This is a genomic window from Methylomonas fluvii (assembly GCF_014850975.1).
GTDB lineage: Bacteria > Pseudomonadota > Gammaproteobacteria > Methylococcales > Methylomonadaceae > Methylomonas > Methylomonas fluvii.
In genome coordinates, this window is the sequence record NZ_JACXST010000001.1 from 1118539 (window position 1) to 1136609 (window position 18071).

Sequence of the window (18071 nt, forward strand, 5' to 3'; positions counted from 1 at the left end):
GCGCCAATTTCGCGCCGTTAGGCAGTCGACTTCCTTTTTAGTCGCCAGTTGATCGAATAATTTTTTATCCGCTAATTCCTCTTACCCTCGCTCAGCAAACCCTCGTTTACAAATGAGCTTGTTTTTTTAATGTCACAATGGCGACACTGACTTGGCTGGAGGCCAATGCAAACGCGCTGCCCGCACCTAACAAGGACTCGGCTGTTTCATATTGGCCGCCATTAATCAGCTCGGCCACTTTCCCGGCTTCGCGATGAAACTGGGCATGTTTATGTAGACAGTCCTGAAAACCGGACAAATGTTTGTATTGTTTTTGGCCGCCACCGTGCAACCATTTTCCCAACTTGCAGCAATCGTCCCGGCCAATAGTGACGGCATCCATGTGTTCATGTTGGCTAATACCCCGGCGCAGCTTCAACTTCCACTCGCTGTGCGCTTGAATAGAGGCATCCAAATCAATGGGGTCATACTCGGCGGCTTTCGCACTTATCCGCCTTGCGCTTTCTGGCCGACGCGATGTTGCATGGGCTGCAGAGCCGCTAGCAGCATGTCCGGAAGAGGTGATTTTGAAAAAGCTCATCAAACTTTGTAGTTGTTCCGTTTGCCCCGTCATTTCTTCCGCAGTAGCCGCCAATTGTTCGCTGGCCGAAGCATTCTGCTGAGTAATCTGGTTCATCTGGTTCATGGCATTGTTGACTTGGCTGACACCGGCGGATTGCTCTTGGGAGGCGGCGGCAATCTCTTGCACCAAGTCGGAGGTTCTGGCTATGCTGGGCACGATTTCATCCAGCAGTTTGCCCGCACTTTCCGCGGTCTCCACGCTGTTTTCCGCCAATTCGCCGATTTCCTGCGCCGCCACTTGGCTGCGCTCGGCCAGTTTGCGGACTTCCGCCGCCACCACCGCGAAGCCTTTGCCGTGATCGCCGGCGCGGGCCGCTTCGATGGCGGCGTTTAGGGCCAACATGTTGGTCTGATAGGCAATGTCGTCGATGATGCCGATTTTTTTGGCAATCTCGCGCATGGCGTCAACGGTCTGTTTAACCGCTTCACCGCCTTGGCTGGCTTCGGTAGCGGCTTTACTGGCCATACCGTCGGTGACTTTGGCATTGTCGGCATTCTGGTTGATGCTGGCCGCCATTTCCTCGATGCTGGCGCTGGTGATCTCGACACTGCCTGCCTGCTCGCTGGCGGCTTGCGACAGCGATTGCGAGGTGGAACTGATCTGCTCGGAGGCATTACCCAGCTGATCCGCCGCCGAAATAACCTCGGAAATGGTTTGGGATAGTTTGGCGACGGTGTTATTCACGGTGTCTTTAAATTCACCCAACTGGCCTTTGTAATTACCGGTCACATTGCGGGTCAAGTCACCTTGTTCAACCAACGCCAGCACTTCGACCGCTTCATTGAGCGGCAAAATCACGCCATCCAGGGTGTCATTGACGCCTTCGACGATTTTGCGGAAATCGCCTTGGTGTTTAGTGGCGTCGGCACGGGTTTGCAGGCGGCCTTCAACGGCGGCGGTTGCCAGCATATTGGCGTCGGCCACCAGCGTATTGACGGCATCAATACAGGTGTTGAGGTTGTTTTTAATGGTATTGAAATCGCCGTTGTAGCTATCGGTGATTTTGGCCGGAATCTGGCCTTTGGAAATGTTATCAACATAATCCGCGGCCACATTCAGCGGACCTATCACCGCATTCAGGGTCAGGTTCACGCCTTCGACAATTTTGCGGAAATCGCCTTGGTGTTTCGTGGCATCCGCGCGGGTTGCCAAACGCCCTTCGACGGCAGCGGTAGACAACATATTGGCGTCGGCCACCAGGGCGTTCACCGCATCAATGCAAGTGTTGAGGTTGTTTTTGATGACATTGAAGTCGCCGTTGTAGGTGTCGGTGATTTTTGCGGGGATCGCGCCTTTGGCGATGTTGTCCACGTAGTCGGCAGCGACGTTGAGCGGCCCGATCACGGCGTCCAGGGTGTTGTTGACGCCTTCAACAATCTTGCGGTAATCGCCTTGATACTGGCTGGCGTCAGCGCGGGTGGCTAAGCGGCCTTCGATGGCGGCTTTTTCCAATGCAGCGGCTTCGGCCACCATGCTGCTGATCGCGTCGATACAGTTGTTCAGGTTGTTTTTGATGGTGTTGAAATCACCGTTGTAGTGGTCGGTGATTTTCGCCGGAATTGCCCCGCGAGAGATGTTGTCCACGTACTCGGCAGCCACGTTCAAGGGCCCGATTACCGCATCCAGAGTGTTGTTGACGCCTTGGACGATTTTCCGGTAGTCGCCTTGGTATTGGCTGGCGTCGGCGCGGGTGGCTAAACGACCTTCAATCGCCGCTTTTTCCAGATTCATGGCTTCAGCGACCATGTTGGAAATCGCCTCGATACAGTTGTTCAGATTGTTTTTTATGGTGTTGAAATCGCCGTTGTAGGTGTCGGTGATTTTGGCGGGGATCGCGCCTTTGGAAATATTGTCCACGTACTCGGCCGCGACGTTCAAGGGGCCGATCACGGCGTCCAGGGTGTTGTTGACGCCTTCCACAATCTTGCGGTAATCGCCTTGATACTGGCTGGCGTCGGCGCGGGTGGCTAAGCGGCCTTCGATGGCGGCTTTTTCCAAGGCAGCGGCTTCGGCCACCATGCTGCTGATCGCGTCGATGCAGTTGTTCAGGTTGTTTTTGATGGTGTTGAAATCGCCGTTGTAGTGGTCGGTGATTTTCGCCGGAATTGCCCCGCGAGAGATGTTGTCCACGTACTCGGCGGCCACGTTCAAAGGGCCGATCACGGCCTCCAGCGTGTCGTTAACGCCTACGACGATTTTTCGATAATCACCCTGGTGTTTAGTTGCATCTGCTCGGGTAGACAGCTGTCCTTCTACTGCGGAGTGTGACAGCATGACGGCATCGGCGATCAAAGATTGCACGGAAAATACCGCGGCTTTGACACCCTCATTGAGTTGATTGAATTCCAAACCGTAGTTATGGCTATCGTTTTGCGGCATTTGGCCGCGGCCGAACAAGGTCATGGCATGAATCATTGCATTTACAGGGCGGAGTACCCCCATGACGATGTACCAACTCATCGCCAGGAAACCCAACAAGAACAATGACACGACTATCAGCGTGGTGTTGATAGTGCCGCCTAATCGTGCCAAACGTGCATCCAAACCGGCATATAGCAACTTGCTAAATCCGCCTGATAACGAGAAGTTTTGTTGGATAGCCTGAGTCAAGCTGTTGAAATAATCGCTAGCGGCAAGCTCGAGTTGCCCGCGTTGTAAAATTTCTGATTCTGTCAAGGTCAGTGCTTGCTTGGCCAAGGCGGTGGCTTTTTGCAAATCCGTGCGGAGTGCGGGATCCATACTGCCAATTTTGGGGATATTCTCGTCAATCATCGCCAGGGTTTCTTCGGCATTCGCGATTAACGCCCGCAGATAAGCGGCTTCCGCAACAGTCACGGTTTTTCGTTGCAAAATCGGAGAACCCACGCCTCTGAGCATACCCAATTGTTCGGACAGCTCAGGAAATAAGCTAATTGCCAACACTTGGGCGTAATAGGTATCGGTTTCCGGATCCAACCCTAGTCCTGAGGCATCAGCCACTTTGCGGTTAAACGCATGCAATTGACTAATGAACTCGCCATGCTTTACAAGATTGGTTTGCGCATCAAATCGGTTAGCCGAAGCGGACAGCTCTTGCCATTTTTCCCTGAGTGCCTGCCAGGCCAAAGTCAGCTTTAATTCCGCCAACCGCCCATCTAATGCGGAGATAGCGGCGATTTGCTGATTGACTTCGTTGCGTTTCGCCTCCCGGCGACTCGCTTCCTGTGTGTTGCCGGCGATTACCATCGCGTTCAAGCCACGGTGCTCTACCACGAGTTGCATCAGTTTGATGGTCTCTGTGGTGTAATCGACACCTTGTTTTTCCTTTAATGCGAAATCCTTGTCTGCGATATTGTCATTTATCAAAAAGTAGGTCGGCACTGCGAACATAGCTATAGCCAGAACCACTAAAGCAGCGAATTTTTGCCAAAGCTTGATCTTGCTAAATACACTAGAAATCTTTCCTTCTTTAAAGGGATTTTTAACACGACCGGCTTTGATATCAGCATATAGCGCGGCCGCCGTATCAACTTCGCTGCGTGCTGGTTTGAAGCGGATGGACCGGTAGCCAATCAGCTGACCTTCGTTATAAATCGGCGCGACATTGGCTTCCACCCAATAAAAATCGCCATTTTTGGAACGGTTTTTGACCAAACCTCGCCAAGTACAACCAGACTCTATGGTTCGCCACATCCATTCATAGGCCTCTTCCGGCATATCCGGGTGACGCACAATGTTATGCGGTTGCCCCAGTAACTCCTCTTCAGTGAAGCCACTCAGCTTGATGAAAGCCGGGCTGACACTGGTGATATAGCCACGCAAATCGGTGGTAGAGGTGAGAATGTCTTCTTCGGAAAAATGTAATTCGACGTCGGTAACGGGTTGATTATTTCTCATGGCTATTTTCCTTAGTGTGTAATTGGCTTTTTCCAATTTGGCTCAAGCCTGTGCCAAGTGCATATTGCCCTGAAGCTTGTGCTCAAAGGTGCTCACCAATACGGGTACATCCAAAATTAACGCGACTTCGCCACTGCCCAAGATTGTGGAACCACCCAGACCCTCCACATGGCCGAATAATTTGCCAAGCGGCTTGATAACCGTCTGAAACTCGCCGATTAAGCGATCAACGACCAGCCCCGTTTTGACACCCGCTGCATGCACCACGACGACATTCGGTCTCCGCGGTTGATCTCCGCTAATGTTGAACAGATCACGCAAGCGAATAAAAGGCAGCACTTCGCCGCGCAAATCCATGTAATCCCTATCATTCAAATCGCCGGACAACTCCAGACACTCGACAACCCGGTCAAGAGGAATCACGTATGACGATTTACCTACCCCAACCAAAAATCCATCGATTATGGCTAATGTCAGTGGTAAACGAATTCGGATGGTGGAGCCTTGGCCCGGCCTGCTTTCAACTTCGATATCGCCGCGTAAATCGGTAACGTTCCGCTTGACCACATCCATGCCGACACCGCGCCCGGACAGATTGGAAATTTGGCTAGCGGTTGAAAAACCAGGCTCGAAAATCAAGCTGTAAATTTCTTGGTCACTCAGCTTGGCGTCGGGTTGCACCAAGCCTTTTTCGATGGCTTTTGCCAAAATTCGATCACGGTCAAGGCCACCGCCATCATCGCTAACTTCTATGGCGATGCTGCCCGACTCATGGTAAGCGTTTAATCTGAGCTCGCCGCGACTGGACTTGCCGCGCGCGGCGCGGACTTCGGCAGACTCGATACCGTGGTCCATGGCGTTGCGGACCAAGTGCATCAGCGGATCGCCGATTTTTTCGACAACCGATTTGTCCACTTCGGTATCGCCGCCGGTAATGACCAAGGAAATATCTTTGCCCAGTTCTTTACCGACATCCCGCACCACTCTCTGGAAGCGGCTGAATGTGGCGCCTATCGCCACCATGCGCAGTTGCAAGGCACCGTCGCGCACTTCTTCGACCAAGCGCATCATTTCGCTGGTGGCTTCCAATAGCGCGGAATCACTGGTCTGTAAGGCGCGCAGATTAACGCCCGCCCCCGAAATAACCAGTTCGCCTATCACATCGATTAGTTTGTCTAAGCGCTCGGCGTCGACGCGTATGGTTTGGTTTTCTCGGGCCTTGTTGTCTTTAATCTGCTGCTGCTTTTCCAGCGCCGCATTCACCAGCGGCTGTTGCACGACTTGTTGATCGACCAAGATTTCGCCGAGGCGGGTATTTGGTTGCGGGACCTGCGCTTGCTGCGCATTGAGGCCTTCTTGTAGTTCGCGTTGGGTAATGACCCCGCTTTTCAGCAATAGCTCGCCGAGTTGGGCATTGTCTTCACCCAGCGAATTGATCAGCTCGACGTAGTAGGGGATTTTGTCTTCTAGCGGCAAAATGTGGATGTAACTGCCTTCGCGAACAAAATCGAACACGCTTTCGATAGCAGCTTTGTCTGCGTCGCTTTTTAGAACAATTTCAAAACCCAGATAACTGCTCTCGGGGTCCATGCTTTCGGCGTCCGGCATCGCGTGACTGAAAGTAGTCAGCGACATAATCTCGCCCAGCGTTGCCAAATAACGGATGAAAGACAAGGGATCCATACCGTCGCGCAGACAGTTTTCGCCGAATTGAATAAACAAATGCCAATTGCCGCTGTCGATTACGCCGCCACCGCTGGCTTCGAACTGCTCACCGGTAGTCTGCGCGGCAGTCATCGCCTGCTTCGGCTCTGGCTTCAAAAAAGACTCCAAGCCATCCAGCAACTGTCGCTCGGCGGTGGTCATCGCGGGTTTAGTGTTTACCTCACCGTCGGCCACCGCTTGAATCAGCTCAATCATATGGTCACAGCAAGGTAGCAGAATGGCGACCAGTTCCGGGGAAACGCTCAACTTTCCGTCGCGTAAGGTATCAAGCACGCTTTCCACCACGTGGGTGAAGGCAACGATATGATCCAGACCGAACAATCCAGCCGAGCCCTTAATGGTATGTGCGGCTCGGAAGATAGCGTTAATCCGTTCGGATGGTTCTTGATCTTCTTCCAGCCCGAGTAAGCCGTCTTCCATGTCTTGCAACAACTCCAGACTTTCAATCACAAAAGTCTTTAGAGCATCCCGCATTTGGTCATCAAAACTCATTTCGCATACTCCTTAGTTTTGGGTCAGCACAACCTGATCGCCAAAAGTACCCGTCAGATTCGCTAGTTCCAACACATCCAACACGGCTTTGCTGTGCATCACGAAACGCAAGCTTTTACCCAAATGCGCGGCTTCACGTTTAATTAGAATTAATAACTGTAGGCCGGCAGTATCGATTTCGGTGACGTTGGCAAGATTGATCTCCAAATCGTCCCCAGCCGTTAGAAACATCAGCAGATTGGATTTCTGATCCGCCGCGGTATAGATGGTTAACTCGTCTTTAATGGTTAGGCTGGGCATGGACGATCTCGGTAGACATAGGCTGAGGTATTTATATGAATCGGCGGAAACGGGATGAACAGCCGCTATTCATACTCCGATCAAGGCAAAATTAACTTGGAAACTGCCGCTAACATTTGCGCCGGCTGAAACGGTTTGACCACCCAGGCTTTGGCACCCGCAGCCTGGCCCTCCTGCTTTTTGCCTTCCTGGGATTCGGTGGTCAGCATAATGACCGGGGTAAATTTATAGGCCGGTAACTGTTTAAGTTCCTTCACGAAGGTAATGCCGTCCATATTCGGCATATTGACATCGGATATGATGAGGTGAATTTTCTGGCCGTTGAGCTTACTTAGCCCATCCTTGCCGTCGCACGCTTCTATCACCTCATAACCGGCGCCTTTCAGCGCAATACCGACTACCTGACGGACCGACGCCGCATCGTCTACTACCAATATTGTTTTTGCCATATGCTTAATATCCTAGAAAAAAGTAATGTCTTGTGATTGAGCTTCAACGGCTCGACTGCCATGACCATGGGCGTGGTGTTCGGATTCCATGGTGTAGGTGCTGGTCAAGCCGCTTAAAATGTGATCCGCATCTATCGGCCGCAACGAAAATACACCGCCGGCATGACTGCGATTGAGCTGTTTGGGGAAATCGGCAATGCTGTCTTTGACGTGTTCCAGAATTTGGCCGATCCGGTCTTGAAATTGAAAATGCACCAAGGATTCGTCTATCTCACCTTTTATGGCCAGCGCCGAATGGCTTAAGTTGCTTGAATAGCCCTGCAATTTGGCGAACACGTCATGCAGGTTATCCATTACCGATTGAATATTGCCGTTACAGGCGGAGACCGCCTCGGCCTCGTTTTGCGCACTTTTTTCCACCGCTAGCAACGCGGTTTGAATAGCGGAGCTAACTTGTTCCACTTTGGAGCCGATCTGCTTGCCGGTTTCGCCGGACAAGTTGGATAGCTTTCTAACCTCATCCGCCACCACGGCAAAACCGCGGCCGGCTTCGCCGGCTCGAGCCGCTTCGATAGCGGCATTCAAAGCAATCAGATTGGTTTGTTCGGCAATCCTCGCCACTTCCTTGGCCATCTGCTTAAGTTCATCTATAAACCCCGCCAAGGAACGAATTTTCTGCAGGACCGCCAAGTTTTCTTGTAATGCCGCATCCATGGAGCTCACCACTTTTTGCAAATTGGTGTTGCTGTTTACGAATACTTCTTCGCCATTGCCACCGAGAGTGGAATGGGAAGATCTCAAAGCCGTATCCAGATTACTGGTAATCCCGGCAAAGCGTTGAGTCAACAACGTAATCGCCTGCTCGATTTGTTGCCGGGTCGAATCGATTTGTGCTGCCCATACCGGCGTGACTTGCTCGGCAAACCGATCCAGACCGGAAATATATTTTTCTACTTCGGCTACCGATAGGGTGGGGGGCTTGTCCGTCAAGGTATTTTGCGTGGCGGCAATACAGCGTTTTTTGGTCACCCAAGCGGCTATTCCTGCCGACATCAATGCCACGCAAATCATTACCGCGAATTGGAATATAGACATTTTGGCGTAATCTCCCTGGTTTTTTTATGATTTCGCAGCATTCTGACCACCGATCATTTCGGTTCAGTGGCCTTGAAATTCAATGTGGAAAAAAGTATAGGCAGGAAATGTCGGTTTATCTATGAAGCTGCCGATAAACTGTAGGCTTAGTCCCACAACAAATGTCTAATTTGCGAACCTGCTAACGGATGTCGCTTGCAATGCGTGTTTAAGGCTTTTAAAGTGCCAAGCTGTTTTATCCCGTATTACAAGGACATCCACTTTCATGACCGAATATCCCGAAAAATCTTGCAGCATCGACCGCTTGGTCCGACACCCCAAATTAGTGGCGGCAACGCTGGCCGGCGACAAAACCCAGCAACGCCGGGACGGTTTGTATGCGTATCCTGGCGAAACCTTTGTACTGGAAGACGTCGTATTTGAAGTAACTAGCGTGGAGCGCCAAAGAATAGGCGACATGAGTGACGCTGACGCCCGGGCGGAGGGTTATCCGAATCTGGCGATGTATAAGGATTTAATATTGAAAATGCACAGCGGCATGGAGTGGAACGAGGATGGACTTGTCTGGGTGCACAGTTTTAAGCGGCAACAGCCGGAATAAGAATACCTTTCTCGGCCAGTTCCCGCAGCATCGGCGGGCCGTTGACCATTAAGGCTTGACTATCGAGTTGCGGGAATTCCGTGGCAACCGTTTGTAAACAGCTCTCGCCTGTCATCGGTCCTCTATCCTGCAAAATTTGCAGCAAGCGTATGGTCAAACCGGTGGTTTTAAGAAAATGCACACTGTCGAAATTGTCGCGGTAAACGATCAAACAAGTGGCTTGCTCCGGCGGCTCTAACGGTAAAAAGCCTGGGCCTATCGCCTGCACGGGATAGCGGTAAAGTAGCGGCCAGGCCAAAGGCGATAAGGCCATGCTGCGTGGCAACAACTCATCCAAAAAATCGCTGTCGCCCAGTATCGGTGTGCCCTTGGCGATAGACAAAGCCATTTCCACCCATTCGTAATGCGCCAATTCCAGCAGAAACGGATAATCGTCCGGGTTGTGGCGTTCATTTTGCAGATAGGCTAAAAATTCTTCGGCAATTTCCGAGAAATAGGGCGTTTCGCAGCTGTGCCGGGTAAAGAAATCCTGGGTGATTTCCAACCATTGCGCATCATTCAGGATGGCCCGCAAAACCGGAAAATTACTGGCAATAAAACTGTCGATATTGTTGAAAAACAACTCCCGATACATCGCCATACGCCGCGGCTCGACATCTGCCGGCGGCGGGTTATTTTGCGGATCGCGGATATAAGCGGCAAATTGGCCTTGGGTAGCCTGAAAATCGGCAGCCATCAGGCCACCTGTTTTTGCCGGCCAGCCGCATAGTGCTGCTGAATGGCTTGGATGGTATCAACTTCTTTGCTTAATTCAAGCAAGGACGGAATGTTGAAATCCCGCTCCAGCAGGGTAGGGAACACGCCGAACAGCTCGTAAGCCTTACCCAATAAAGTCCAGACCGGATCGATGACCGGCGCGCCGTGGGTATCGACCAGAAAATCCTCTGCTTCCACATAATGACCGGCGATGTGCGCGTAAGCGATGCGTTCCGCAGGCATGGCTCGCAGAAAGGTTTCGGCATCGTAGCCGTGATTGATGCTATTCACGTAGATATTGTTGATGTCGATCAGCACATCGCAGTCGGCTTCACGGACTACCGCGTTGAAAAAATCGATTTCGGCCATTTCCTGACCCGGCGCGGCGTAGTAAGAAATGTTTTCGATGGCCATACGCTGCTCCAGAATGTCTTGCACTCTGCGGATGCGCCCAGCAACATGCTTGACAGCATCTTCGGTGAACGGCATCGGCATCAAGTCGTATAAATGCCCGCCGTGGCTGCAATAGCTGAGATGTTCGCTGTAGAACTTGATACCCTGTTCGCGCATAAATGTTTTTAAATCGCGCACGAATTGCTCGTCGAGCGGATCGCTGCTGCCTATCGACAAAGACAAGCCATGACAGACAAAATCAAAACGCTCGGTCATGGCGCGAAACTGTTTGCCGAACTTGCCACCGATGGTCATCCAGTTTTCCGGCGCCACTTCGTAAAAGCCGACATGGCTCGGCGGCTGTTCGACAATCTCGCTCAAAAACGAACGCCGCAAGCCTAAGCCGGCACCGTGAACGAGATTGCGAACACTGTCCATGACTTATTCTTCCGGCGTTTCTGGGGTTTCCGGTTTATGCGTAGATCGCCAGAACAAGGCTAAACCAATCGCCACCAATGTACCCAGGATATACATCTCGTATTTTTTAACCTGGCCCATGATGGACTCGGCAAATTGACCGAAGGTGTAGCCCAGATAACCGACCGCTATCGCCCAAATGCCGGCGCCGAGAAAATTCAGCAAGAAAAACTTCAAGGGATGAATCTTGCTGGCCCCGATCACAAACGGCGTGACGTTACGTACGCCGTAGAGAAAGCGAAACCCTAGTATTACCGGGATCTGGTGCTTATGAAGCAAATCGAAGACCTTGTCGGTTTTGCTGTGCCAAAGCGGACGTTTTTCCAGAAAGGCGATACCTTTCCAACGGCCCAGATAGAAAAAAGTCTGGTCGCCGGCAAAGGTACCCAAAAACGCCGTCAGCATCACCCATTCCAACTGCAAATAGCCGCCATGCGCCAAAAAGCCGGCGATGACCAGAATGGTTTCGCCTTCCAGATACGTACCGATAAACAAGGCTAGATAGCCGTAATCGATAACCAGCTGCTGTAAGTCATTAAAATCCATAGTGTCGGTCTATTGGCGATAAGTCGGAATTAATGGCTGGCCGATTTGTCGGCGCCCATTTTGCTTCCGCAACTGCCTTCTTCGTTTTTCATCATGGCGCCGCAGCTATGTTCGCCGGCTTTTTTGTCACCACCCATCATGGCGCCGCAACTGCCTTCTTCGGCTTTTTTAGGTTTGTCGGCACCGTGATCCATGCCGCCCATGCTCATCATGCCGCCACCGGTCATCATGCCCATGCCGCAAGCGCCCTCTTTACCCTTCATCATCGCGCCGCAAGCGCTCTCCATGCCTTTCTTCATTTTGCCGCCGCTCATCATGCCGCCACACATGCCTTCGCCGCATGAACCTTCTGTTTTCTTGGCTTCGGCTTTTTTAGCTTCGCCTTTTTTAACGCCGTTGCCGTCCATCGCGTTGGAACCGCAAGCGCCTTGGCTAATTTTGCCGTTGGAATGATTGTCGGCAACTTGCATATAGCCGCTGGACAACTCGGAAACGGCGAACGGGTTGGCATCGGCCTGCACGTTGACAGCCATACCGGACAAAAGCGCACCGCCCATAGCAGCGGCCAGCGGAGATTTATTAAATTTTTTCATGCGTTTATCCTCTCGTGTGATTTTTTAATTATGTTGCTCCAGCATGCAGCTGCCGGGGCTTACGACTGACGCGTAATCTTTATGGCTCTACTCTGATTATTGCATATTCAGTCTAAATTCTTTGCCTTAAATTCACAGACATCGGCGATACAGCAAGCGCCGCAACGCGGCTTCCTGGCCACGCAAATATAACGGCCGTGCAGAATCAATAGATGGTGCGCATCTTTCTTGTATTGCTTGGGCACGGTTTTATCCAGCTTCCGCTCCACTTCCAGGACATTTTTGCCCGGCGCCAGGCCGATGCGGTTGGCAACCCGAAAAATATGCGTATCTACGGCGATGGTCGGCTCGCCGAATGCGGTGTTTAAAATCACATTGGCCGTTTTGCGGCCCACCCCGGCCAGCGCTTCCAGCGCTTCCCGCTGGCGCGGCACTTCGCCGCCATGCTTTTCCAGCAGAGTTTTGCAAAGTTTTATGACATTTGCCGCCTTGCTGTTGAATAAACCGATGGTTTTAATGTGCTCCTTCAAACCGTCTTCACCCAAGTCGAGGATAGCCTGCGGGGTGTTCGCGACCGGAAACAATTTGGCAGTCGCCTTGTTGACACCCTTGTCAGTCGCTTGTGCCGATAGCACGACAGCCACCAATAATTCGAACGGTGTGGTGAAATTCAGTTCGGTGGTCGGATTCGGCGTGGCTTCGGCCAAGCGCTGGAATATCAATAGGCGTTTTTCGTTATTCATGCTCAAAAATGGATTCAAAGCCAAGCTTTCCAGGATTCTCCTGGCTTGCAAGGCAAACATTGGTGGCGTCGTTATTTGCCTGCTGAAGCGATCAAGTAACGAGCCAACTAAATTGTCGCATTTAATGTGGAACCAAATTCCCGCGCATCAAGTCACTAGCTGGCACTCAGAAACGGGTGCGGAAAACCACAACAATTCAATTCGGGGGAATTATGAAAACATTTACAGCCATTACCATTAGTACATTACTGTTCGCTAGCGCCGGCGTATTCGCCGAAGAACACGCTGCTGCTGCGCTGGAGCACGCGAACCAGGCGGTCACTCACGGCAAAGCCGGCCATAGCCCGATTTTGGTGGAACATGCCGAAGCGGCCTTAACCCATGCCAAGAAAGGTGCCGAAGTTGCCAAGGGCGAATCTAAAACGCATCTTGATGCCGGAGTAAAATCCTTGGAAAGCGCGATTGAGCACGGCAAAATGGGCCATGCCGACGTAGCCACCAAAGCGGCAGAAGAAGCCGTCGGTCATATCCAGGCCGGCAACAAATAGATCTTTAACCGCAACCAAGATCCGTTAGCGATCAAACAGGTAGAGACGCAAAATTCAGCGTCCCTACCTGTATAGCTAAACGGATACAGCCCCGGGTATATGTCGATGCGCCTGGTAATTCAGTAATTCGAAGTCGGCAAATTCATAGGAAAATAGCGATTCGGGCCGGCGCTTGAATTGCAATTGCGGCGGTGCCAACGGTTGTCGGCTGAGTTGCAATGCTACTTGCTCAAAATGGTTGCGATAGATATGCACGTCACCAAACGACATGATCAGCTCACCCACCTCTAAGTCGCATTGTTGTGCCAGCATATGCGTCAACAAGGCCACACTCGCTTGATTGTAGGGCACCCCTAAGAAGCAATCAGCACTGCGCTGCGTCATCATGCAGGACAATTTGCCGTTAGCGACATAAAATTGATACAACACATGGCAGGGCGGCAGCGCCATTCGCCCGGCCGCGGCATTCTCCCGCGGGCCAACGGTTTCATCCGGCAAAAATGCCACATTCCAACCACTGACGATGTGTCGGCGCGAATCCGGTTTGTTTTTTAAACCGTCCAGCAGAATTTGCATCTGATCGTAGCTCTCGCCATCCGGCCCCAGCCAATTGCGCCATTGCGCGCCATACACCGGCCCCAACTCGCCGTCTGGCGTGGTCCACTCATCCCAAATCGTTACACCGTGATCGTTCAAATATTGGATATTGGTATCGCCGCGTAAAAACCACAACAATTCATAAGCAATGGATTTGAAATGTAGCTTCTTGGTCGTCAGCAACGGAAAGCCGTCCGCCAGGTTGTACCGCATCTGCCGGCCAAACAACGAGCGAGTGCCGGTGCCGGTGCGGTCGCTTTTGTCGATGCCGTTATTCATGATGTCGGCGAGAAGATCCAGATAGGGTTGCATAGCGCTCTTAGGTCGAAAATTGGCGGGCAGTATAACTTGCCGGCTTGACGAATACGACTGTCGTGGAGGTGTTTCAAGAGCTGTGATGGCGGCTGCCCAGAACCTTGACGGTACTGCAAAATGGCTGGTCGGTCACAATTAGAGGGGCGTGGCTACCACCCTGCCCGCTACAAGGGGTTGTACATGCCAGATAAACTCTCGGCGCTCTATGACTTTAGCCGCGTGCGTGCTCATGTTGATATAAGGGGTGGCTTTATCGCCCAAGGATTTAGAGAAAAAGCAGCTGGCATTCCGCTCAAGCACTTTCGCGGCGAACATGGCGGCATCTGTGTTTTAAGCGGCTGGATATTGCTGAAAAGACTGATACACTTCGCCGGCGAGCTCAGTTCCGGAAATTAGTAGCCGGCAAAAACCACCGGTTTTTTGCGCGATACAAGGCTGGCGCCGGGCAATAGAAAAAATTTATTTACACTGATCGCGAGCTGAGTAATAGTTTTGCTCCGGCGTTTATTAAACAGGAATCCAATGAAAAATCTGTTCTTCGTTTTTGCCCTGTGTCTGTCCGCGGATAGTTGGGCCGGGGTTTTTAAGTGTACTGATGCCACCGGCCACACGAATTACCAATCCTCACCCTGCACGGTGGAACACAAAGCGGTGCAGATGAATACTAAAACCGGTAGCAGCGTTGATCTGAATGCGCTGGAAAGACAGCAAGCCGCAGAAGCCGAATTGAAAAAGCAGCAGTCTGCGCAGGAACAAGCCGAGCAACAGGCCAAACTCGACGCCATCGCTAAAAATAAACAAGATGCCCGAGTTCAGAGTGAAATAACGCAGACTCTGATCAAGCAAAACCCCATGCAATTTTCCGCATTTGCCATCCCACCTTACGACCCGGAAAAACTACCCTCGCAAGTTAAACCCTTCGAAACGCGCCTGCCGGATGTCGAAAAATTCCGGAGGCTGGCCGCACAAAAAGCCTTAGCCAGCGGCGAATGTCAACGCATCGAAGCCGATGAGCTCACCGGGAAAAGTAAGCCGGACCAGCTAAATTTTCTGATTAATTGCAGCAGCGGCAAAACCTTTTTGTTCAACGAGGCGGATCTCGTTCAACCATGATTACCGGCAAAACGCTGTTCATCACCGGCTGCTCGTCCGGCATTGGATATCACACTGCGCTGTTTTTGAAACGGCGCGGCCATCGGGTGATTTGCTCAGCGCGCAAGCCCGAGGACGTAGAACGCTTGCGCGGTGAAGGCTTCGAATGCCTGCAACTTGATTTGGCTGATTCACCCAGCATTCGCCAAGCGGTGAGCGAGCTAATCGCGCTGACCGACGGCAAGGTCGATGCGCTGTTTAACAACGGCGCCTTTGGCCAGCCTGGTGCCGTGGAAGATTTGAGCCGGGATGTGCTGCGGCACCAATTCGAAACCAATCTATTTGGCACCCACGAATTGACCAACCTGCTCTTACCACTGATGCGCAAACAAGGCCACGGCAGGGTGATCTATAACAGCTCGGTACTGGGTTTTGTGGCGATGAAATTTCGCGGCGCTTATAACGCCAGTAAATTCGCCCTGGAAGGTTTGGCGGATACTTTGCGCCTGGAATTGCGCGGCACCGGAATTCATATCGTGTTGATCGAACCGGGGCCTATATCAAGCCGTTTCCGGGAAAATGCCTTTGCTTTGTATCAAAAACATATCGATGCTGAGCGTAGTTTTCACAAAGAAACTTATAAAGCCATGGAAGCACGGCTGCAAAAACCTGGCCCGGCGGCACCTTTCACTTTACCGGCTAATGCAGTCGCTGAAAAAGTGGCGCATGCATTGGAGTCGAATCGGCCGAAAATTCGCTACCGGGTGACGGCACCCACGCATTTTTTTGCCTGGTTGAAACGGCTGCTGCCCAGCGCATGGCTGGACAAGCTGCTAGTCAGCGTCGAATAAGGCCGCAACGGCATTTTTTCGCCACCGAAAAAACCATAAAAACCGCTATAAACAGACTAGCAAACAGAATGAACTGTGCTATCATCCCGGCCCAACATGTAGTGGTTAAAGCGGTTGGGTTAGCAGCTATATGTTCTTATAAAAATAACTGTGAGGTTCAATACATGAAAATTTTAAAAAGTGCTGTTATCGCGTTCTCTTTAGCTGCTGCCATGGGTTCTTTTTCAACTGCTGCTGTTGCTGAATCCGATCCAGGCAGAACTGCTTACAAACCTACCGATGTAATCAATGAAGTTGTAGCGCGTATTACAGCTGCCGAGACAGCAATCAACAATGGTGCTGAAGATGCTGCCGTTGTCGATTTGATCCAAAAAGCGGCTGGTTTTATCAAGGAACTGAACGCAAACGACAAAGTTGCCAGATATGCCGATAAAGCTAGAGGCCATTTGAAAGCAGCCATTACTTCAGCTAAAGCCGCTAACTTGCAAGAAGCCAAACAACATTTAGCTGCCGGCAAAGAAGGCGTTGAAGCTTTGAAAAAACTGCTGTAATGCTGTCCCGGGGTGTCTTTCGGGACACCCCGTATTTTTCTATTCCTCTCCGTTCGTCGCCATCTCCGGCAATATTTACAAATAATACTGATGCTTCTCTAGCTGGGTTTCCAGCCAAGCTAATAACGCCCTCGCATTTTCAACTTTTGTCCCAGCTAAATTGAGTGTGGTCGCGTGGTTTAATGCTTGCCAACGATTCACCAGTGTGTGCAATTTCGCGGCGTTGGTCGCCGTGAAATGAAACTGTTCAAGCAGCTGTTTGTATAACTCACTTCCCGATGTTGGTAACGATCCTCTGAGCGTAGTTAGCACGGCGATCATATCTTCGACGTCAGCAACACGCGCCTGCACCCAAGTCACCACCGACTCATCATTGATTTTCTCCAGTGCCGATTCGGCGTTATCCGAAACCACTTTTAAACATTGAATCAATTCGCTGGAACTGAATTTAACGGCTATCTCGTAAAACGCCGCAGCCTCCATATCGCGCAGATTCTCGTCGCTATAATCGGCATCGGCTCTGGATAAGGTGACTAGCGGCAGGGTGGGGCAAGGGGCATCGAAAGCCAGTTGCGGATAAAAACGGCGTTGGGTTTCGGCGTCGGTGATTTTATCGGCCAAAAAGCAACTGCCTAGCGCCTGTTGGCGATGCCCGGCGATGCCGAAATTGAGCAGGATAGGTTGGGTAGCCTCGGGAAATTGCGCCAGCGTATAAGCCACCGCGCCAGCCATGGCTATTTTGCCCACACCACTAATCACCAAAATGATGTCGGCGTTTCTGTAAGTCGCAAAGGGCTGCTTTTGCGGTAGTTTTTTTAGCCGCCATGCCTGAATTAACGGTTTGGCCTCACAGGGCAATGCGACAAAGATAAAAGTTGATGGTGCAAAGTCAATCACAGTTTTTAAGAAAAATTCCCTTATATTTTAATCAATTGTTGAATGTTCATGATAATTCACATAAATTTAAGGTTCGTCAATTTTCAAAGGGAGACGCGCCGTGACTGAAATGAATTTCGTAGCTAACAACACCAGTTCAAATAACTTGCATCTGGTCACAGCATTGCAGGAAGAACGCTCCGCCGTCTGGGCTTTGTATTGCCAACTTGCCGAAATGAAACCATTCTCCAGCGAGAACGCGATCAGGCCAATGCTGTCTGAGTTTTCACAATTGCTGATAGATTACATATCGTTTGGCCACTTTAGCATCTACGAACATCTAATAGCCGAAAAGCAGCATCAAACTTCAGCGCTGTCTCACGCGGAAAAGATATATCCTGCATTCTCCAGCATTACCGCGTCGGCCGTTACTTTCAGCGACACTTACGACGATGGCCGGCGCAAATTTAATACCGAAAATCTGGCTCAGGATTTATCCATGCTTGGCGAGCGGCTAGCAGAACGCATGGAGCTGGAAGACCGGCTGTGCTCCATGCTGCTGCATTGATTCGC

General features: G+C 51.3%; 19 protein-coding genes. 7 read left to right on the forward strand and 12 right to left on the reverse strand.

Going from position 1 to position 18071, the window contains the following annotated elements; translation table 11 throughout:
• Positions 1–106: 106 nt before the first annotated feature.
• The 5 genes from EBB_RS05320 to EBB_RS26410 form a co-directional block, all read right to left on the reverse strand.
• Positions 107–4498: a methyl-accepting chemotaxis protein gene (locus tag EBB_RS05320; RefSeq protein ID WP_192392771.1), complete on the reverse strand. Its 4392-nt coding sequence runs from the start codon at positions 4496–4498 to the stop codon at positions 107–109.
• A 42-nt stretch (positions 4499–4540) separates the two neighbouring features.
• Positions 4541–6715: a chemotaxis protein CheA gene (locus EBB_RS05325; protein WP_192392772.1), complete on the reverse strand. Its 2175-nt coding sequence runs from the start codon at positions 6713–6715 to the stop codon at positions 4541–4543.
• Between the two features lie 12 nt (positions 6716–6727).
• Positions 6728–7015 carry an STAS domain-containing protein gene (locus EBB_RS05330; RefSeq protein ID WP_192392773.1) on the reverse strand — a complete coding sequence of 96 codons (288 nt, stop codon included), beginning with the start codon at positions 7013–7015 and terminating at the stop codon, positions 6728–6730.
• Between the two features lie 80 nt (positions 7016–7095).
• Positions 7096–7464, reverse strand: a complete 369-nt coding sequence (locus EBB_RS05335; protein ID WP_020484376.1) for a response regulator — start codon at positions 7462–7464, stop codon at positions 7096–7098.
• A gap of 12 nt (positions 7465–7476) precedes the next feature.
• Positions 7477–8559, reverse strand: a complete 1083-nt coding sequence (locus EBB_RS26410) for a methyl-accepting chemotaxis protein (RefSeq protein WP_306789986.1) — start codon at positions 8557–8559, stop codon at positions 7477–7479.
• Positions 8560–8824: 265 nt separating this feature from the next.
• Here EBB_RS26410 and EBB_RS05345 point away from each other — a divergent pair, with 265 nt between their 5' ends.
• Positions 8825–9160: an ASCH domain-containing protein gene (locus EBB_RS05345; protein WP_033158484.1), complete on the forward strand. Its 336-nt coding sequence runs from the start codon at positions 8825–8827 to the stop codon at positions 9158–9160.
• Here the strand turns inward: EBB_RS05345 and EBB_RS05350 are convergent.
• The 5 genes from EBB_RS05350 to nth form a co-directional block, all read right to left on the reverse strand.
• On the reverse strand, positions 9138–9896 hold the full coding sequence (locus tag EBB_RS05350; protein ID WP_192392774.1) for an HvfC family RiPP maturation protein: 759 nt from the start codon (positions 9894–9896) through the stop codon (positions 9138–9140). The two genes, EBB_RS05345 and EBB_RS05350, sit on opposite strands and share 23 nt — an antisense overlap.
• Positions 9896–10747 (reverse strand): HvfB family MNIO-type RiPP peptide maturase, encoded by an 852-nt coding sequence (locus EBB_RS05355; RefSeq protein WP_192392775.1) that lies wholly within the window; start codon positions 10745–10747, stop codon positions 9896–9898. The genes EBB_RS05350 and EBB_RS05355 overlap by 1 nt, the downstream gene beginning before the upstream one ends.
• A gap of 3 nt (positions 10748–10750) precedes the next feature.
• Positions 10751–11332 carry a DedA family protein gene (locus tag EBB_RS05360; RefSeq protein ID WP_192392776.1) on the reverse strand — a complete coding sequence of 194 codons (582 nt, stop codon included), beginning with the start codon at positions 11330–11332 and terminating at the stop codon, positions 10751–10753.
• A gap of 29 nt (positions 11333–11361) precedes the next feature.
• The gene (locus EBB_RS05365) at positions 11362–11925 is read right to left on the reverse strand and encodes a hypothetical protein (RefSeq protein WP_192392777.1); all 564 of its coding nucleotides are present in this window, start codon (positions 11923–11925) and stop codon (positions 11362–11364) included.
• Positions 11926–12032: 107 nt separating this feature from the next.
• Positions 12033–12668, reverse strand: coding sequence for an endonuclease III (nth, locus tag EBB_RS05370; RefSeq protein ID WP_192393549.1), 636 nt, complete (start codon positions 12666–12668; stop codon positions 12033–12035).
• Positions 12669–12880: 212 nt separating this feature from the next.
• Here nth and smbP point away from each other — a divergent pair, with 212 nt between their 5' ends.
• Entirely contained in the window at positions 12881–13216 is a 336-nt protein-coding gene (smbP, locus tag EBB_RS05375) for a small metal-binding protein SmbP (RefSeq protein ID WP_192392778.1), read from the forward strand.
• 75 nt (positions 13217–13291) lie between these two features.
• On the opposite strand, the gene EBB_RS05380 is transcribed toward smbP, so the two are convergent.
• Positions 13292–14125 carry a thymidylate synthase gene (locus EBB_RS05380; protein WP_192392779.1) on the reverse strand — a complete coding sequence of 278 codons (834 nt, stop codon included), beginning with the start codon at positions 14123–14125 and terminating at the stop codon, positions 13292–13294.
• Positions 14126–14308: 183 nt separating this feature from the next.
• Between EBB_RS05380 and EBB_RS05385 the strand changes: the two genes are divergently transcribed.
• The 4 genes from EBB_RS05385 (at position 14309) to EBB_RS05400 (ending at position 16622) form a co-directional block, all read left to right on the forward strand.
• Entirely contained in the window at positions 14309–14524 is a 216-nt protein-coding gene (locus EBB_RS05385; RefSeq protein WP_192392780.1) for a hypothetical protein, read from the forward strand.
• 126 nt (positions 14525–14650) lie between these two features.
• Entirely contained in the window at positions 14651–15241 is a 591-nt protein-coding gene (locus EBB_RS05390) for a DUF4124 domain-containing protein (RefSeq protein WP_192392781.1), read from the forward strand.
• A complete protein-coding gene (locus EBB_RS05395) occupies positions 15238–16071 on the forward strand; it encodes an SDR family oxidoreductase (protein ID WP_192392782.1) in 834 nt (277 codons plus the stop codon). The genes EBB_RS05390 and EBB_RS05395 overlap by 4 nt, the downstream gene beginning before the upstream one ends.
• 164 nt (positions 16072–16235) lie before the next feature.
• Positions 16236–16622 carry a hypothetical protein gene (locus EBB_RS05400; RefSeq protein WP_192392783.1) on the forward strand — a complete coding sequence of 129 codons (387 nt, stop codon included), beginning with the start codon at positions 16236–16238 and terminating at the stop codon, positions 16620–16622.
• 75 nt (positions 16623–16697) lie between these two features.
• Here the strand turns inward: EBB_RS05400 and EBB_RS05405 are convergent, their stop codons facing one another.
• The gene (locus EBB_RS05405; RefSeq protein WP_192392784.1) at positions 16698–17519 is read right to left on the reverse strand and encodes a 5'-methylthioadenosine/S-adenosylhomocysteine nucleosidase family protein; all 822 of its coding nucleotides are present in this window, start codon (positions 17517–17519) and stop codon (positions 16698–16700) included.
• A gap of 109 nt (positions 17520–17628) precedes the next feature.
• Between EBB_RS05405 and EBB_RS05410 the strand changes: the two genes are divergently transcribed.
• Positions 17629–18066: an Rsd/AlgQ family anti-sigma factor gene (locus EBB_RS05410; protein WP_192393550.1), complete on the forward strand. Its 438-nt coding sequence runs from the start codon at positions 17629–17631 to the stop codon at positions 18064–18066.
• Positions 18067–18071 lie beyond the last annotated feature (5 nt).

What these genes read in the sequence shown, in the direction of transcription:
- EBB_RS05335 (WP_020484376.1), bottom strand. Translation starts at nt 7,464, where the DNA reads ATGGCAAAAACAATATTGGTAGTAGACGATGCGGCGTCGGTCCGTCAG.
- EBB_RS05330 (WP_192392773.1), bottom strand. Translation starts at nt 7,015, where the DNA reads ATGCCCAGCCTAACCATTAAAGACGAGTTAACCATCTATACCGCGGCG.
- EBB_RS05400 (WP_192392783.1), top strand. Translation starts at nt 16,236, where the DNA reads ATGAAAATTTTAAAAAGTGCTGTTATCGCGTTCTCTTTAGCTGCTGCC.
- nth (WP_192393549.1), bottom strand. Translation starts at nt 12,668, where the DNA reads ATGAATAACGAAAAACGCCTATTGATATTCCAGCGCTTGGCCGAAGCC.
- EBB_RS05395 (WP_192392782.1), top strand. Translation starts at nt 15,238, where the DNA reads ATGATTACCGGCAAAACGCTGTTCATCACCGGCTGCTCGTCCGGCATT.
- EBB_RS05345 (WP_033158484.1), top strand. Translation starts at nt 8,825, where the DNA reads ATGACCGAATATCCCGAAAAATCTTGCAGCATCGACCGCTTGGTCCGA.
- EBB_RS05390 (WP_192392781.1), top strand. Translation starts at nt 14,651, where the DNA reads ATGAAAAATCTGTTCTTCGTTTTTGCCCTGTGTCTGTCCGCGGATAGT.
- EBB_RS05365 (WP_192392777.1), bottom strand. Translation starts at nt 11,925, where the DNA reads ATGAAAAAATTTAATAAATCTCCGCTGGCCGCTGCTATGGGCGGTGCG.
- smbP (WP_192392778.1), top strand. Translation starts at nt 12,881, where the DNA reads ATGAAAACATTTACAGCCATTACCATTAGTACATTACTGTTCGCTAGC.
- EBB_RS05325 (WP_192392772.1), bottom strand. Translation starts at nt 6,715, where the DNA reads ATGAGTTTTGATGACCAAATGCGGGATGCTCTAAAGACTTTTGTGATT.
- EBB_RS05410 (WP_192393550.1), top strand. Translation starts at nt 17,629, where the DNA reads ATGAATTTCGTAGCTAACAACACCAGTTCAAATAACTTGCATCTGGTC.
- EBB_RS05320 (WP_192392771.1), bottom strand. Translation starts at nt 4,498, where the DNA reads ATGAGAAATAATCAACCCGTTACCGACGTCGAATTACATTTTTCCGAA.
- EBB_RS05355 (WP_192392775.1), bottom strand. Translation starts at nt 10,747, where the DNA reads ATGGACAGTGTTCGCAATCTCGTTCACGGTGCCGGCTTAGGCTTGCGG.
- EBB_RS05360 (WP_192392776.1), bottom strand. Translation starts at nt 11,332, where the DNA reads ATGGATTTTAATGACTTACAGCAGCTGGTTATCGATTACGGCTATCTA.
- EBB_RS05380 (WP_192392779.1), bottom strand. Translation starts at nt 14,125, where the DNA reads ATGCAACCCTATCTGGATCTTCTCGCCGACATCATGAATAACGGCATC.
- EBB_RS05385 (WP_192392780.1), top strand. Translation starts at nt 14,309, where the DNA reads ATGCCAGATAAACTCTCGGCGCTCTATGACTTTAGCCGCGTGCGTGCT.
- EBB_RS26410 (WP_306789986.1), bottom strand. Translation starts at nt 8,559, where the DNA reads ATGTCTATATTCCAATTCGCGGTAATGATTTGCGTGGCATTGATGTCG.
- EBB_RS05350 (WP_192392774.1), bottom strand. Translation starts at nt 9,896, where the DNA reads ATGGCTGCCGATTTTCAGGCTACCCAAGGCCAATTTGCCGCTTATATC.